The sequence below is a fragment of the Burkholderia lata genome, assembly GCF_000012945.1.
Lineage (GTDB): Bacteria > Pseudomonadota > Gammaproteobacteria > Burkholderiales > Burkholderiaceae > Burkholderia > Burkholderia lata.
Genome location: NC_007510.1, coordinates 3,002,679 through 3,017,411, shown reverse-complemented (window position 1 = coordinate 3,017,411; position 14,733 = coordinate 3,002,679). Strand labels below are relative to the sequence as shown.

Here is a 14,733-nt window from a genome sequence, read left to right as displayed (position 1 = left end):
ACGCCGGGCCGCCCCGGTTTTTCGCCCCAAATGAAGCTCTCTCGGGGCGCCCGGCGCAGAGCGACTGGGCCCGAGAGCACCTTGCACAACAATTCGACAATCGAGGAGACGCCGATGATGGCCCCGAAGGACTTGCTGCTTGCGCTGGTCGTGATCCTGGCGTGGGGCGTGAACTTCGTCGTGATCAAGGTCGGCCTGCACGGGATGCCGCCGATGCTGCTCGGCGCGCTGCGCTTCACGCTCGCGGCCGTGCCCGCGGTGTTCTTCGTGCGCCGGCCGCAGATTCCGTGGCGCCTGCTGGTGCTGTACGGCGCGACGATCCAGCTTGGCCAGTTCGTGTTCCTGTTCACCGGCATGTACGTCGGCATGCCGGCCGGCCTCGCGTCGCTCGTGCTGCAGTCGCAGGCGTTCTTCACGCTCGTGTTCGCGATGCTGTTCCTCGGCGAACGGCTGCGCGTGCAGAACCTGATCGGGCTCGCGATCGCCGCGGGCGGGCTCGTCGTGATCGCGGCGCAGGGCGGCCGCGCGATGACGCTCGCGGGTTTCCTGCTGACGATCTGCTCGGCTGCGATGTGGGCGTTCGGCAACATCGTCACGAAGAAGGTCGGCAAGGCGAACCTCGTGTCGCTCGTCGTGTGGGCCAGCCTCGTGCCGCCCGTGCCGTTCTTCCTGCTGTCGCTGTGGTTCGAAGGGCCGCAGCGGATCGCGACCGCGCTCGCCGGGCTGAACGGCGCGTCGATCTTCGCGGTCGTCTATCTCGCGTTCGTCGCGACGCTGCTCGGCTACGGGCTGTGGAGCCGCCTGCTGTCGCGCTATCCGGCCGCGCAGGTCGCGCAGTTCTCGCTGCTGGTGCCGGTCGTCGGCCTCGCGTCGTCGGCGCTGCTGCTCGACGAGCATCTGACGCGCACGCAACTGATCGGCACGGCGCTCGTGATGGGCGGGCTCGCGGTGAACGTGTTCGGCGGGAAACTGATGCGCCGCTTCGCGGCATCGTGACGCGCCGGCACGCACTGCGTGCCGGCGGCGGGGCGGGGTGGCCGGGTGCGGCCGTCAGGCCATCCGGCTCTTCGCGAGCGGCGGATTCGCGGCGAAATAGCGCTTGATGCCGCGGAAGATCGCGTCGGCCATCTGATCGCGATAGCTGTCGTCGTTCAGGCGGCTCTCTTCTTCCGGGTTGCTGATGAAGGCCGTCTCGACGAGGATCGACGGAATGTCGGGCGCCTTCAGCACCGCGAACCCGGCCTGCTCGACCGAGCCCTTGTGCAGCTTGTTGATGCCGCCCACTTCCTTCAGCACGTAGTTGCCGTAGCGCAGCGAATCGCGGATCTGCGCGGTCGTCGACATGTCGAACAGCGCGCGGTTCACGGTCGCGTCCGCCGTCTTGATATTGATGCCGCCGATCAGGTCGGACGAATTTTCCTTGTTCGCCATCCAGCGCGCCGCGGCGCTCGTCGCGCCGTGGTCGGAGAGCGCGAACACCGACGAGCCGCGCGCGGACGGCGTCGTGAACGCATCGGCGTGGATCGACACGAACAGGTCGGCGCCCACGCGGCGAGCCTTCTGCACGCGCACGTTCAGCGGCACGAAGAAGTCGGCGTCGCGCGTCATCATCGCGCGCATGTTCGGTGCGCCGTCGATCTTCGCGCGCAGCTTCTTTGCGATGTCGAGCGCAATGTGCTTCTCGTACGTGCCACCGCCGCCGATCGCGCCCGGATCCTCGCCGCCGTGGCCCGGATCGATCGCCACCGTCAGCAGGCGCACGGTGCCGCCCTTGCCGGATTTCGGCGCCGTGAACTTGTAGGTGTCGCCGTCATCGTCGCTGTCGTCGCGGCGCGCGATGACGGGCGGCGGCTTGACGGCCGGCTTCGCGGGCGTCGACGGGGTGGCGGGCGGCGTGTGCGGCGTGGCCGGCGTGTTCTGCGCGAAGCGCTGGAAGAACGCGTCGCTGTTGTCGCCCGCGGCAGGCGGCGGCAGGGGCGTACCCGGGCCGGCCAGCGCGGTCGGCGGCTGCATCTGCTGCGCGCGCGTCGTGTCGTTGAGCGCCTGCTCCTTGCGTTCCGTCTGTGCGATCAGGTCGGACAGCGGATCGGGTGCGACGGCCGGATACAGGTCGAACACGAGCCGGTACTTGTAGGTGCCGACCGGCGGCAGCGTGAACACCTGCGGCTTCACCGAGCCTTTCAGGTCGAACACCATCCGTACGACGTGCGGCTGATACTGGCCGACGCGCACCGACTGGATCTGCGGATCGTTCGGCGCGATCTTCGACACGAGGTCGCGCAGCGCCTGGTCGAGGTCGAGGCCGGTCAGGTCGACGACGAGACGGTCGGGACCCTGCAGCAGCTGTTGGCTATTCTGCAGCGGCTGGTCGGATTCGATCGTGACGCGCGTGTAATCGCGTGCGGGCCACACGCGCACGCCAAGCACCGACGATGCGTGCGCGAGCCGCGGTGCGACGAGACCGAGCACCAGCGTCGACGCGCCCGCGCACAGGATCTGGCGGCGCCGCCAGTTGTGCGTCGCGGTGGCCGCCGATTCGATCGAGCGGAACGGTTTGATCAACATCTTTCGAGACATGCCTTTCCTGAAGCGCTGTACGCCCGGACGGTGAGGGCGCGGCCGTCGCCATCCACGTCGAGCGAGAAAACCAGATCGGGTACGCCGAGCAGCGTGCCCGCCTGTTGTGGCCATTCGACGAGGCAGATCGCGCTGGAATTGAAATATTCGCGAAAGCCTGCGTCGGACCATTCGGCCGGATCGTTGAAACGATACAGATCGAAGTGATAGACCTCGAGTTCCCCATCGTCGCGTTCGAGCGCGTACGGCTCGACGAGCGTATAGGTCGGGCTGCGCACGCGCCCCGCGTGGCCGAGGCCGCGCAGGATCGCGCGTACCAGGGACGTCTTGCCCGCGCCGAGATCACCGACCAGCTGGATCTGCAGCCCGTCGAACGCATGCGCGCGGGCGAGTTCGACGCGTGCCGCGTCGAGTGCGTGCGCGAAGCGGGTGCCGAAGGCCTCGGTCGCCGCTTCGTCGGCGAGCGCGATCACGCGCTGCTCGAGCGGGGCGGGCAACGTGACGGCATGAGGCGAGTGGCTGGACGTGGCTGACATTCTCGTAAAATAGTGCGATGAACCGATTACCGGAACTCGCCGCATCCGACAGGCCTTCGACTTGTGCCGAAGGCGCGGCACCGTGCGCGCTCGACGATGCGGCGTTGACTGCGCTCGCCGCGCGCATCAGGGCGTGGGGGCGCGAATTGGGTTTCGGGGCGATCGGCATCAGCGATACCGATCTCTCGGATGCCGAAGCAGGCCTCGCCGCCTGGCTGGAAGCCGGATACCACGGCGAAATGGATTATATGGCGAAACATGGGATGAAACGCGCGCGTCCGGCCGAACTTGTGGCCGGTACGCGACGCGTGATCTCCGCGCGACTCGCCTATCTGCCGGCCGAAACGCTGGCCGCCGACGCACCTGAAAGCGAGCCAGGCACGCTCGCGCTGCACGACTGGCGTGCGCGCGAACGGGCCCGGCTCGACGATCCGCAGGCGGCCGTCGTGTCGATCTACGCACGCGGCCGCGACTATCACAAGGTGCTGCGCAACCGCCTGCAGACACTCGCGGAGCGCATCGAGCAGGAGATCGGCGCGTTCGGCTACCGCGTGTTCACCGATTCGGCGCCCGTGCTCGAGGTCGAGCTCGCGCAGAAGGCCGGCGTCGGCTGGCGCGGCAAGCACACGCTGCTGCTGCAGCGCGATGCGGGCTCGCTGTTCTTCCTCGGCGAAATCTACGTCGACGTCCCGCTGCCGACCGACGCGCACACGTCCCCCGACACCGCGCCCGAAACGCCCGGCGCGCACTGCGGCAGCTGCACGCGCTGCATCGGCGCCTGCCCGACCGGCGCGATCGTCGAGCCGTACCGCGTCGACGCGCGCCGCTGCATCTCGTACCTGACGATCGAACTGAAAGGCAGCATCCCCGAGCCGCTGCGGCCGATGATCGGCAATCGCGTGTACGGCTGCGACGACTGCCAGCTCGTGTGCCCGTGGAACAAGTTCGCGCAGGCCGCGCCCGTCGCCGATTTCGACGTACGGCACGGCCTCGACCGCGCGACGCTCGTCGAGCTGTTTGCGTGGGATGCGGACACGTTCGATACGCGCATGCAGGGCAGTGCGATCCGACGCATCGGCTACGAAAGCTGGCTGCGCAATCTCGCGGTCGGGCTCGGCAATGCGCTGCGCGCGGACGCGGGCCGGCTCACGCCGCAGGCGCGCGAGGCGATCGTCGCTGCGTTGCGCGCGCGGGCCGACGATCCGTCGCCGGTCGTGCGCGAGCATGTCGAATGGGCGCTGCGTGCCGTGTGAAGGCGGCGTAAAGTGTCGTCGGCGCGCGGTGGTGCCGCGCGCATCCATCGGTCAGGAGAGGGCCATGTTCAATGCAGTCATCGACGCGCCGTTCGGCAAAGTCGGCATCCGCACGGACGCCGCGGTGGTGCGCGAGATCGTCTATCTGCCCGAATCGGTGAAGTCGGTCGATCCGGATTCGCCGCTCGCGAAGCGCGCGGTCAAGCAGATCGAACGTTATTTCGAGCGCGCATCGGCGCGCTTCGACCTGCCGCTCGCCGAAGTCGGCAGCGCGTTCCAGCACCGCGTGTGGGACGTGATCAGCGATATCCCGCCCGGCACGGTGCTGACCTACGGGCAGGTCGCGAAGCGGATCGGCAGCGCGCCGCGCGCGGTCGGCCAGGCGTGCGGCGCGAACTACTTCCCGCTCGTGATTCCATGCCATCGCGTCGTCGCGGCGGGCGGCCTCGGCGGCTTCGCGAACCACGACGACAACGGTTATTACCAGAAAGTGAAGCGCTGGCTGCTGGCGCACGAAGGCGTGCCGTACTGATGAGTGAATCGCTGATTTCTCCCGAAGCCGACGGCGATGCCGCCGCGGCGTCACCCGCGCTGCTCGCGAGCCGTGCGTCGATCGACGTGTTTTGCGATGCGCTGTGGCTCGAGCACGGGCTCGCGCGCAACACGCTCGACGCATACCGGCGCGATCTGGTGCTGTTTTCCCAATGGCTGGCGGAGACGCACGACGCGCCGCTCGATTCGGTCGACGAAGCGATGGTGACGGGCTACATCGCCGCGCGCAGCGACGGCAAGGCGACGTCGTCGAACCGGCGGCTGTCCGTGTTCCGGCGCTATTACGGCTGGGCCGTGCGCGAGCATCGTGTGAGCGCCGACCCGACGCTGCGGATCACGTCCGCGAAACAGGCCGCCCGGTTTCCGTCGACGCTGTCGGAGGCGCAGGTCGAGGCGCTGCTCGGCGCGCCCGACATCGGCACGCCGCTCGGCCTGCGCGATCGCACGATGCTCGAGCTGATGTATGCGAGCGGGTTGCGCGTGAGCGAGCTCGTGATGCTGAAGACCGTCGAGGTCGGGCTCAACGAGGGCGTCGTGCGCGTGATGGGCAAGGGGTCGAAAGAGCGGCTCGTGCCGTTCGGCGAAGTCGCGCACGGCTGGATCGAGCGCTACCTGCGCGACGCGCGGCCGGCGCTGCTCGGCGCGCGCGCGGCCGACGCGCTGTTCGTGACCGCGCGCGGCGACGGGATGACGCGCCAGCAGTTCTGGAACATCATCAAGCGCCACGCGCAGCACGCGGAAGTGCGCGCGCACCTGTCGCCGCATACGCTGCGGCACGCGTTCGCGACGCACCTGCTGAATCATGGCGCCGACCTGCGCGTCGTGCAGTTGCTGCTCGGCCACAGCGACATCTCGACCACGCAGATCTATACGCACGTTGCACGCGAGCGCTTGAAGACGCTGCACGCGCAACACCATCCGCGCGGTTAGCGCATCCAGCGTGGCGCGCGCTGTGTCACGCGCCGAGCCGGCCCAGGTCAGACCAGTTCGCGCAGCTTGTGCTTCAGCACCTTGCCCGTCGACGCGGCCGGCAGCGCGTCGAGCGCCCGGATGTGCGCGGGGCGTTTGTAAGGCGCGAGCCGCTCCGCACACCACGCGTGCAACACCGCTTCGTCCGCCGTCGCGCCGGGCACCAGCTCGACGAACGCGAGCACTTCCTCGTTGCCTTCGACCGCGCGGCCGATGACGGCCGCCTGCACGACGTCCGGATGCGCGTTCAGCACCTGCTCGACTTCGACCGGATAGACGTTGAAGCCCGACCGGATGATCAGCTCCTTGCTGCGGCCCGCGATCGTCACGGCGCCGTCCGCCTCCTGCCGTGCGAGATCGCCGGTGCTCAGCCAGCCGTCCGGCGACACGGCCGCGTGTGTCGCGTCCGCATTGCGGTAGTAACCGAGCATCACGTTCGGCCCGCGCACGCGGATCTCGCCGACTTCACCCGGCGGCACGTCGGTGCCGTCCGGCGCGACGATCCGCATCTCCACACCGGGAATCGGCACACCGACCGAGCTGTCGGTGCGCGGCGCGTCGAGCGGCGTCTGCGTGATCGTCGGGCTGCTTTCGGTCATCCCGTAGCCGTTGTGCAGCGGCACGCCGTACAGGCGCTCGACGCGCGCCTTCAGGTTCGCGTCGAGCGGCGAGCCGCCCGAATACGCGAAGCGCAGGCGCGGTGCGCGCCACGCGTGGCCGTGCGTGTGCAGGTGTTCGAGCAGCTTCGCGTGCATCGCGGGCACGCCCTGGAAGATCGTGACGCCTTCGTCGGCGAGTGCGACGCGCACGGCTTCCGGCGAGAAGCGCGGCACGAGCCGCAGCGTCGCGCCCGCGTACAGGCTGCCGAGGCAGACCGACGCGAGCCCGTACACATGCGACACGGGCAGCACCGTGTAGACGACGTCGTCGGGCGACACGCGGCGCAGCGTGCTCGACGTCGCCGCGATGAACAGCAGGTTGCGATGCGACAGCATCACGCCTTTCGGCGTGCCGGTCGTGCCGGTCGTATAGATCAGCGCCGCACATTGCGCGGCACCGTCGGCGGCGACCGGTTCGCCCGGCGCGCTCGCGTCGACGCGATACGACCACGCACCGATGTCGACCGGCAGCACGCCGGCAGGCGTCGCGCCGTGCCGCTCGGCATGCGCGCGCGCGTCGGGCGATGCGTCGGTGGTGAACGCGATCAGCTTCGGGCGCGCGTGTGCGGCGATCGCATCGAGTTCGCTGGCGGACAAGCGCGCGTTCGACACGAGCGCCCATGCGTCGAGACGCGCGACCGCGAACAGCAGCACGATCTGCGCGACGCAGTTTTCGGCGACGATCATCACGCGGTCGCCGCCTTGCACGCCGAGGCTGGTGAGCAGCGAGGCTGTAGCATCGACGGCCTGCGACAGGTCGCCGTACGACAAGCGGCGCGCGTCCTCGATCAGCGCCGGGTGCGCGGGTGTCTGCGCGGCCCAGCGCGCGGGCACGTCGGCGATGCGGCGAGGCAGCGCGGCGAGCAGTGCGTCGACGTCGAGCGGCTCGAATGAGCGGGAGGGCGAGGTCATGGCGTCTCCAGAAAAGGGGCCGGGTGGCGGCGCGTTGAAGTTTGCGAACGATCGTGCCATGACGGCGCGCGCGCCACAATCGGCCATTCGGGCAATAGCACTTCGCGATGGAAGCAATGATGATGGCCGGAATCGCCGCGGCGACGCAGCGGGCCGCCCGGTGAAAAACGGGCCGCGAGTATACCGCCGGCACGACCGGCGAGCGCGCCATTGCGCGCTCGCCGGTCGTTCACCATTAAAATGCCGCCATGAGCAAATCCAGGCATGTGTCCGAAACCCCCGCGACCCAGTTGCTGCGCCGCCACGGCGTCGCGTTCGGCGAGCACCCGTACGACTACGTCGAGCACGGCGGCACCGGTGAATCGGCGCGCCAGCTCGGCGTCGACGAGCACAGCGTCGTGAAGACGCTCGTGATGGAAGACGAGCACGCGAAGCCGCTGATCGTGCTGATGCACGGCGATCGCACCGTATCGACGAAGAACCTCGCGCGGCAGATCGGCGCGAAGCGCGTCGAGCCGTGCAAGCCCGAGGTCGCGAACCGCCATTCGGGCTATCTCGTCGGCGGCACGTCACCGTTCGGCACGCGCAAGGCGATGCCCGTCTACGTCGAGGCGACGATCCTCGAACTGCCGACGATCTACCTGAACGGCGGCCGTCGCGGCTACCTCGTCAGCCTCGCGCCGGCCGTGCTCACGTCGCTGCTCGGCGCACAGCCCGTACAGTGCGCCAGTGTTGACTGAGGGTTTCACCTTCGTGGCAGGCCGCGCGCGTTCGGTAGAATGGGCGCCGTTTCGGCGTGCCGCGCGCAGCCGTCCCTTTACCGATACGTTGAAAGAAGAGTCCTCCGCATGCAGATCCTGCTCGCCGCCCTCGTTGCCTACCTGATCGGTTCGGTGTCGTTCGCCGTCGTCGTCAGTGGCGCGATGGGCCTGGCCGACCCGCGTTCATACGGGTCGAAGAATCCCGGCGCGACCAACGTGCTGCGCAGCGGCAACAAGAAGGCCGCGATCCTGACGCTGGTCGGCGACGCATTCAAGGGCTGGATCGCCGTCTGGCTCGCCCGGCACCTCGGGCTGCCCGACGTCGCGGTCGCATGGGTCGCGATCGCCGTGTTCCTCGGCCACCTGTATCCGGTGTTCTTCCGCTTCCAGGGCGGCAAGGGCGTCGCGACCGCGGCCGGCGTGCTGCTCGCGGTGCACCCGGTGCTCGGGCTTGCGACCGCGCTGACCTGGCTGATCGTCGCGTTCTTCTTCCGCTATTCGTCGCTCGCGGCGCTGGTGGCGGCCGTGTTCGCGCCGGTGTTCGACGTGTTCCTGTTCGGCACGGGCCACAACCCGGTCGCGTGGGCCGTGCTCGCGATGAGCGTGCTGCTCGTGTGGCGTCACCGCGGCAACATTTCGAAGCTGCTGGCGGGGCAGGAGAGCCGGATCGGCGACAAGAAGAAGGCGGCCGCTGACGGCGGCGCGCAGGACGGCGGGAAAGCCTGAGGAGGTGCGGCGTTTGGCCGCGCGCCGGGCGCGCCGCGTGTGCGGGGCCCGGCAGGATGACGTGACGGATCGTCCGGCGATCAGTCGCGGAAGTTGTTGAAGTCGAGCGGCGTGTCGGTTACGTCCTTGCGCAGCATCGCGATCACGCTCTGCAGGTCGTCGCGCTTCGTGCCGTTCACGCGCACCGCGTCGCCCTGGATGCTCGCCTGCACCTTGATCTTGCTGTCCTTCACGAGGCGCACGATCTTCTTCGCGAGGTCGCCCGTCACGCCCTTCTTCACGGTGACGATCTGCTTGAGCTTGTCGCCGCCGATCTTCTCGACCTTGCCGTAGTCGAGGAAGCGCACGTCGACGTTGCGCTTGGCCAGCTTGCCGATCAGCACGTCCTTGACCTGGCCGAGCTTGAAATCGTCATCGGCGAACAGCGTCAGCTCGCGTTCCTTCTGCTCGACGCGCGCGTCGGAGCCCTTGAAGTCGAAGCGCGTCGAAATTTCCTTGTTCGACTGCTCGATGGCGTTCTTTACTTCGATCATGTTCGCTTCGGAAACGACGTCGAACGATGGCATGGCATTCCTCCCTTGAGATGCGGGCACCCGGCTCGCGCGCGGGCACTCGCTATAATTGCGGACTGTTTGCCATTTTACCGATGCCCCTCCGTTTGCCCAAGGCCGGCCATGTGCCACCCGGGCGGACGTGACCGCGAATGCCGATGCCTCTTGACGATTCCACCCTGTCGCTGCTTCCCGACCATCCGCTCGCCGCGCACAACACGTTCGGCATCGCCGCGACCGCGCGCTTCGCCGCGCGCATCACGCATGCGTCGCAGTTCGAGGCGCTCCATCGCGACCCGCGCGTCGCGCACCTGCCGCAGTTGGTGCTCGGCGGCGGCAGCAACGTCGTGTTCACGCGCGATTTCGACGGCGTCGTGCTGCTCGACGAGATCGCGGGCCGCCGCGTCGTGCGCGAGGATGACGACGCGTGGTACGTCGAGGCTGGCGGCGGCGAGAACTGGCACGCATTCGTCGCATGGACGCTCGAGCACGGGATGGCGGGCCTCGAGAACCTCGCGCTGATTCCGGGCACGGTCGGCGCGGCGCCGATCCAGAACATCGGTGCGTACGGCCTCGAGATGAAGGCGTATTTTGACTCGCTGGTTGCGGTCGAGCTGGCGACGGGGTGCAGCGAGCGCTTCGACGCCGCGCGCTGCGCGTTCGGCTATCGCGACAGCTTCTTCAAGCGGGAAGGGCGCGGCCGGTTTGCGATCGTGTCGGTGACGTTCCGGCTGCCGAAGCAATGGGTGCCGCGGCTCGGCTACGCGGATGTCACGCGCGAACTCGACGCCCGAGGCATTGCACCCGATGCGGCCACGGCGCGCGACGTGTTCGACGCGGTCGTCGCGATCCGCCGCGCGAAGCTGCCCGATCCGCTCGTCCTCGGCAACGCGGGCAGTTTCTTCAAGAATCCGGTGATCGATGCGGCGCAGTTCGATGCGCTGCGCGCCCGCGCACCGGAAGTCGTGTCATATCCGCAGCCGGACGGGCAGGTCAAGCTCGCGGCCGGCTGGCTGATCGACCGCTGCGGCTGGAAGGGGCGCGCGCTGGGTGCGGCGGCCGTGCACGACCGCCAGGCGCTCGTGCTCGTCAATCGCGGCGGCGCGACGGGCGCCGATGTGCTCGCGCTGGCACGGGCGATCCAGGCCGACGTGCAGACGCAATTCGGCGTCGAGCTCGAAGCCGAACCGGTCTGCCTGTAACGCGGGCCCAGCGCAGCTTTTCCCGCGCTCAAACAAAAAGCGCCGATCGTCGATCGGCGCTTTTTTCATGGATGGCCCGGTGCCGGCGCGTCAGTGCTTGAGGCGGCCGAGCAGCAGGAACTCCATCAGGGCCTTCTGCACGTGCAGGCGGTTTTCCGCTTCGTCCCACACGACGCTCTGCGGGCCGTCGATCACGCCGGCCGTCACTTCCTCGCCGCGGTGCGCGGGCAGGCAGTGCATGAAGAGGGCGTCCGGGTTCGCGTGGCCCATCATTTCCTCGTCGACGCACCAGTCGGCGAATGCCTGCATGCGGGCCTCGTTCTCGGCCTCGAAGCCCATGCTCGTCCACACGTCGGTGGTGACGAGGTCGGCGCCCTTGCACGCTTCGTTCGGATCCTCGAACACTTCGTAGAACGGTGCGCTGTCGGGCGACACGAGCTTCATGTCGAGCGCGTAGCCGGGCGGCGTGGACAGGCGCAGCTTGAAGCCGAGGATCTGCGCCGCCTCGATCCACGTGTAGAGCATGTTGTTCGCATCGCCGACCCATGCGACGGTCTTGCCGGCGATCGGGCCGCGGTGCTCGTAGTACGTGAAGATGTCGGCGAGCACCTGGCACGGGTGGTACTCGTTCGTCAGGCCGTTGATCACCGGCACGCGGGAATTGTCCGCGAAGCGCTTGATGACCTCCTGCTCGAACGTACGGATCATGATGATGTCGACCATTCGCGAGATGACCTGCGCGGAATCCTCGACGGGTTCGCCGCGGCCGAGCTGCGTGTCGCGCGTGCTCATGAAGACGGCGTGGCCGCCGAGCTGGAAGATCCCGGCTTCGAACGACAGGCGCGTGCGCGTCGAGCTCTTCTCGAAGATCATCGCGAGCGTGCGGTCATGCAGCGGGTGATAGGTCTCGTAGTTCTTGAACTTGCGCTTCAGGATACCCGTGCGTTCGAGCACGTACTCGTAGTCTTCCAGCGAGAAATCCGTGAACTGCAGGTAGTGACGAATGGTTTTGGCGGTCATGAAGCGAGATGCGGCAGGTTGCACCCGGCAGCAGGGCCGGACGGCGCCGCCGTCGGGTGTGGATAACTCAAAGCAGCATAAAGGATTTTCTGTGCTTTGACGAGCCGCGGAGAGAAGCGGGGCACGATCGCCGCGGGTGGCAAGCGGTACAGGAGGAGGGGCGTCGGGACGGCGCGCGATGGCGCGCTGCGGTATAATTCGAAAGTTTTCTCCAGCCCGGCAGGCAAGCCTCCTCGCGCTCTGCCGGACACAAGCCGTGCGCTGCACAAATCCGGTGCAGTCCACCGGCGGCGCGCGCCGACGTCCCGTTTTCGGGATACCGGAATGCTTGTGCCGCCGTCCGTTTCAGCTTTGTGTTCGCGTATCCAGGCGCCGTTGCCTGGCTATCGCCGGGCCGTCACTTGGGTAACCACATGGCTGAAACCCCTCCGACCGAATTCTTCATCCAGGGCATCACGAAAGACGGGAAAAAGTTTCGCCCGAGCGACTGGTCGGAACGTCTGGCCGGTGTGATGGCCTGCTTCGGGCCGGGGGCGAGCGGACGGAACGCGCGTCTCCAGTATTCGCTCTACGTGCGTCCGACGATGCTCGGCGACCTGAAATGCGTGATCCTCGATTCCCGGCTGCGCGACGTCGAGCCGATGGCGTTCGATTTCGTGCTGAATTTCGCGAAGGACAACAACCTCGTCGTCACCGAGGCGTGCGAACTGCCGGACTACGGCGAGAAGAAGTAAGAAGCGGACGGGCGGGGGCGTGCGCAGCGCCAGGCCCCGGCTGTTCGCCTGCATCGTTGCCGATCTCGGCGACACAGGCAAAAAAGCCCGCCTAGGCGGGCTTTTTTGCGATCGCAGGAAACAGGAACGCCCGCGGAAGCGGGCGCGCCGGATTTACGCTGCTGCCTGCAGGCCTTTGACGGCCGCGGCGAGGCGGCTCTTGCTGCGAGCGGCCTTGTTCTTGTGAACGATCTTCTTGTCAGCGATCGTGTCGATCGTCTTCACGGCAGCCTTGAACAGATCGGCAGCCTTTGCTTGATCGCCGGCGTCGACAGCCTTGCGAACAGCCTTGATCGCGGTACGGAATTTCGAGCGCAGCGCCGAGTTGTGCGAATTTGCCTTCGCGGCCTGGCGGGCGCGCTTGCGTGCTTGTGCGGAGTTAGCCATGACGGTTCCTTATCCTGTCCTGTTTCCAGAGCTTGGAGCCTAGACGGCCAAGCGCTGCTTTTCGATCCGTCCCCTGAGAGCGATTGCCCAGGGGCGCATAAAAAACGGTGATTTTAACCGAGGCCGGGACATGAAAACGGCAGTTGCCGTGCATGTACGAGCCCAGAAACCGGCGATTATAGCAACAAAATCAAGCGAGTGGCAACATCAACGTGACATCTGCCGGACCGGGCGCCATCGGCGTGCGCGCTTTTCGGCATCGGCCGCTGGCCGGGCCACGCAACGTCCGTATAATAAGCGCCCCATGAATCTATTCCGAGCCCTGCTGACGGTCAGCGGCTTCACGCTGCTGTCGCGCGTGACCGGACTGGCCCGCGAGACACTGATCGCCCGTGCGTTCGGTGCCAGTCAATACACCGACGCGTTCTACGTCGCCTTCCGTATCCCGAACCTGCTGCGCCGCCTGTCTGCCGAAGGCGCGTTCTCGCAGGCGTTCGTGCCGATCCTCGCCGAGTTCAAGAACCAGCAGGGGCACGACGCGACGAAAGCGCTCGTCGACGCGATGTCCACCGTGCTCGCGTGGGCGCTTGCCGTGCTGTCGGTCTTCGGGATCGTCGGCGCGTCGTGGGTCGTGTTCGCGGTCGCGTCCGGCCTGCACACCGACGGGCAGGCGTTCCCGCTCGCGGTCACGATGACGCGGATCATGTTCCCGTACATCGTGTTCATCTCGCTGACGACGCTCGCCTCCGGCGTGCTGAACACGTACAAGAGCTTCTCGCTGCCTGCGTTCGCGCCGGTGCTGCTCAACGTCGCGTTCATCGCCGCGGCCGTGTTCGTCGCGCCGCACCTGAAGGTGCCGGTGTTCGCGCTCGCGTGGGCCGTCATCGTCGGCGGCGTGCTGCAGTTCCTCGTGCAGCTGCCGGGCCTGAAGAAGATCGACATGGTGCCGCTGATCGGCCTCAACCCGCTGCGCGCGCTGCGCCACCCGGGCGTGAAGCGCGTGCTCGCGAAGATGGTGCCCGCGACGTTCGCGGTGTCGGTCGCGCAACTGTCGCTGATCATCAACACCAACATCGCGTCGCGGCTCGGGCAGGGCGCGGTGTCGTGGATCAACTACGCCGACCGCCTGATGGAATTCCCGACGGCGCTGCTCGGCGTCGCGCTCGGCACGATCCTGCTGCCGAGCCTGTCGAAGGCGCACGTCGATGCCGATTCGCACGAGTATTCGGCGCTGCTCGACTGGGGGCTGCGCGTCACGTTCCTGCTCGCGGCACCGAGCGCGCTCGCGCTGTTCTTCTTTGCGACGCCGCTCACCGCGACCCTGTTCAACTACGGCAAGTTCGACGCGCATACCGTCACGATGGTCGCGCGCGCGCTGGCGACCTACGGGATCGGCCTCGTCGGCATCATCCTGATCAAGATCCTCGCGCCGGGCTTCTATGCGAAGCAGGACATCAAGACGCCGGTGAAGATCGCGATCGGCGTGCTGATCGTCACGCAGATCTCGAACTACGTGTTCGTGCCGCTGATCGGCCACGCGGGCCTGACGCTGAGCATCGGCGTCGGCGCGTGCCTGAACTCGCTGCTGCTGTTCATCGGGCTGCGCAAGCGCGGCATCTACCAGCCGTCGCCAGGCTGGCTGCGCTTCTTCGTGCAGCTGATCGGCGCGGCGCTGGTGCTCGCCGGCCTGATGCACTGGCTGTCGATCAGCTTCGACTGGACCGGGATGCGTGCGCAGCCGCTCGATCGCATTGCGCTGATGGCCGCGTGCCTCGTGGTGTTCGCTGCACTATATTTCGGTATGTTGTGGGTGATGGGCTTCAAATACGCTTATTTCAGAAGGCGCGCCAAGTGA

At 67.4% G+C, this 14,733-nt stretch carries 15 protein-coding genes; 9 read left to right on the top strand and 6 right to left on the bottom strand.

The annotated features are described in order from the left end of the window. Positions 1-117: 117 nt before the first annotated feature. Positions 118-996, top strand: a complete 879-nt coding sequence (locus BCEP18194_RS19665) for an EamA family transporter (RefSeq protein ID WP_208860714.1) — start codon at positions 118-120, stop codon at positions 994-996. A 54-nt stretch (positions 997-1,050) separates the two neighbouring features. Here BCEP18194_RS19665 and BCEP18194_RS19660 read toward each other — a convergent pair whose 3' ends face one another. Together BCEP18194_RS19660 and BCEP18194_RS19655 are read right to left on the bottom strand one after the other, a co-directional pair. Beyond that, entirely contained in the window at positions 1,051-2,577 is a 1,527-nt protein-coding gene (locus BCEP18194_RS19660) for an N-acetylmuramoyl-L-alanine amidase (protein ID WP_011353006.1), read from the bottom strand. Then, complete coding sequence (locus BCEP18194_RS19655; protein WP_011353005.1) at positions 2,559-3,113, bottom strand: bifunctional tRNA (adenosine(37)-N6)-threonylcarbamoyltransferase complex ATPase subunit type 1 TsaE/phosphotransferase; 555 nt, start codon at positions 3,111-3,113, stop codon at positions 2,559-2,561. The genes BCEP18194_RS19660 and BCEP18194_RS19655 overlap by 19 nt, the downstream gene beginning before the upstream one ends. Positions 3,114-3,130: 17 nt before the next feature. Here BCEP18194_RS19655 and queG point away from each other — a divergent pair, with 17 nt between their 5' ends. From queG to xerD, 3 genes are all read left to right on the top strand, one after another. Continuing rightward, complete coding sequence (queG, locus tag BCEP18194_RS19650; protein ID WP_041492933.1) at positions 3,131-4,366, top strand: tRNA epoxyqueuosine(34) reductase QueG; 1,236 nt, start codon at positions 3,131-3,133, stop codon at positions 4,364-4,366. A gap of 64 nt (positions 4,367-4,430) precedes the next feature. Beyond that, complete coding sequence (locus tag BCEP18194_RS19645; protein WP_034190552.1) at positions 4,431-4,898, top strand: methylated-DNA--[protein]-cysteine S-methyltransferase; 468 nt, start codon at positions 4,431-4,433, stop codon at positions 4,896-4,898. After that, the gene (xerD, locus tag BCEP18194_RS19640) at positions 4,898-5,848 is read left to right on the top strand and encodes a site-specific tyrosine recombinase XerD (protein ID WP_011353002.1); all 951 of its coding nucleotides are present in this window, start codon (positions 4,898-4,900) and stop codon (positions 5,846-5,848) included. Before BCEP18194_RS19645 ends, xerD begins: the two co-directional genes overlap by 1 nt. 47 nt (positions 5,849-5,895) lie before the next feature. Here xerD and BCEP18194_RS19635 read toward each other — a convergent pair whose 3' ends face one another. Continuing rightward, positions 5,896-7,458, bottom strand: coding sequence for a class I adenylate-forming enzyme family protein (locus BCEP18194_RS19635; RefSeq protein WP_011353001.1), 1,563 nt, complete (start codon positions 7,456-7,458; stop codon positions 5,896-5,898). 248 nt (positions 7,459-7,706) lie between these two features. On the opposite strand from BCEP18194_RS19635, the gene ybaK reads away from it, so the two are divergent. Next, positions 7,707-8,198 (top strand): Cys-tRNA(Pro) deacylase, encoded by a 492-nt coding sequence (gene ybaK / locus BCEP18194_RS19630; RefSeq protein WP_011353000.1) that lies wholly within the window; start codon positions 7,707-7,709, stop codon positions 8,196-8,198. Positions 8,199-8,306: 108 nt separating this feature from the next. Continuing rightward, the gene (plsY, locus tag BCEP18194_RS19625; RefSeq protein WP_011352999.1) at positions 8,307-8,945 is read left to right on the top strand and encodes a glycerol-3-phosphate 1-O-acyltransferase PlsY; all 639 of its coding nucleotides are present in this window, start codon (positions 8,307-8,309) and stop codon (positions 8,943-8,945) included. A gap of 80 nt (positions 8,946-9,025) precedes the next feature. On the opposite strand, the gene BCEP18194_RS19620 is transcribed toward plsY, so the two are convergent. After that, a complete protein-coding gene (locus tag BCEP18194_RS19620) occupies positions 9,026-9,511 on the bottom strand; it encodes a YajQ family cyclic di-GMP-binding protein (RefSeq protein ID WP_011352998.1) in 486 nt (161 codons plus the stop codon). Positions 9,512-9,648: 137 nt separating this feature from the next. On the opposite strand from BCEP18194_RS19620, the gene murB reads away from it, so the two are divergent. Further along, positions 9,649-10,698: a UDP-N-acetylmuramate dehydrogenase gene (murB, locus tag BCEP18194_RS19615; protein ID WP_011352997.1), complete on the top strand. Its 1,050-nt coding sequence runs from the start codon at positions 9,649-9,651 to the stop codon at positions 10,696-10,698. Positions 10,699-10,788: 90 nt separating this feature from the next. Here the strand turns inward: murB and argF are convergent, their stop codons facing one another. After that, on the bottom strand, positions 10,789-11,718 hold the full coding sequence (gene argF, locus BCEP18194_RS19610) for an ornithine carbamoyltransferase (RefSeq protein ID WP_011352996.1): 930 nt from the start codon (positions 11,716-11,718) through the stop codon (positions 10,789-10,791). Positions 11,719-12,131: 413 nt separating this feature from the next. Here argF and BCEP18194_RS19605 point away from each other — a divergent pair, with 413 nt between their 5' ends. Further along, positions 12,132-12,452: a DUF3579 domain-containing protein gene (locus tag BCEP18194_RS19605; RefSeq protein WP_011352995.1), complete on the top strand. Its 321-nt coding sequence runs from the start codon at positions 12,132-12,134 to the stop codon at positions 12,450-12,452. Between the two features lie 153 nt (positions 12,453-12,605). Here the strand turns inward: BCEP18194_RS19605 and rpsT are convergent, their stop codons facing one another. Next, positions 12,606-12,878 carry a 30S ribosomal protein S20 gene (gene rpsT / locus BCEP18194_RS19600; protein ID WP_011352994.1) on the bottom strand — a complete coding sequence of 91 codons (273 nt, stop codon included), beginning with the start codon at positions 12,876-12,878 and terminating at the stop codon, positions 12,606-12,608. A gap of 304 nt (positions 12,879-13,182) precedes the next feature. Between rpsT and murJ the strand changes: the two genes are divergently transcribed. Further along, on the top strand, positions 13,183-14,733 hold the full coding sequence (gene murJ, locus BCEP18194_RS19595; RefSeq protein ID WP_011352993.1) for a murein biosynthesis integral membrane protein MurJ: 1,551 nt from the start codon (positions 13,183-13,185) through the stop codon (positions 14,731-14,733).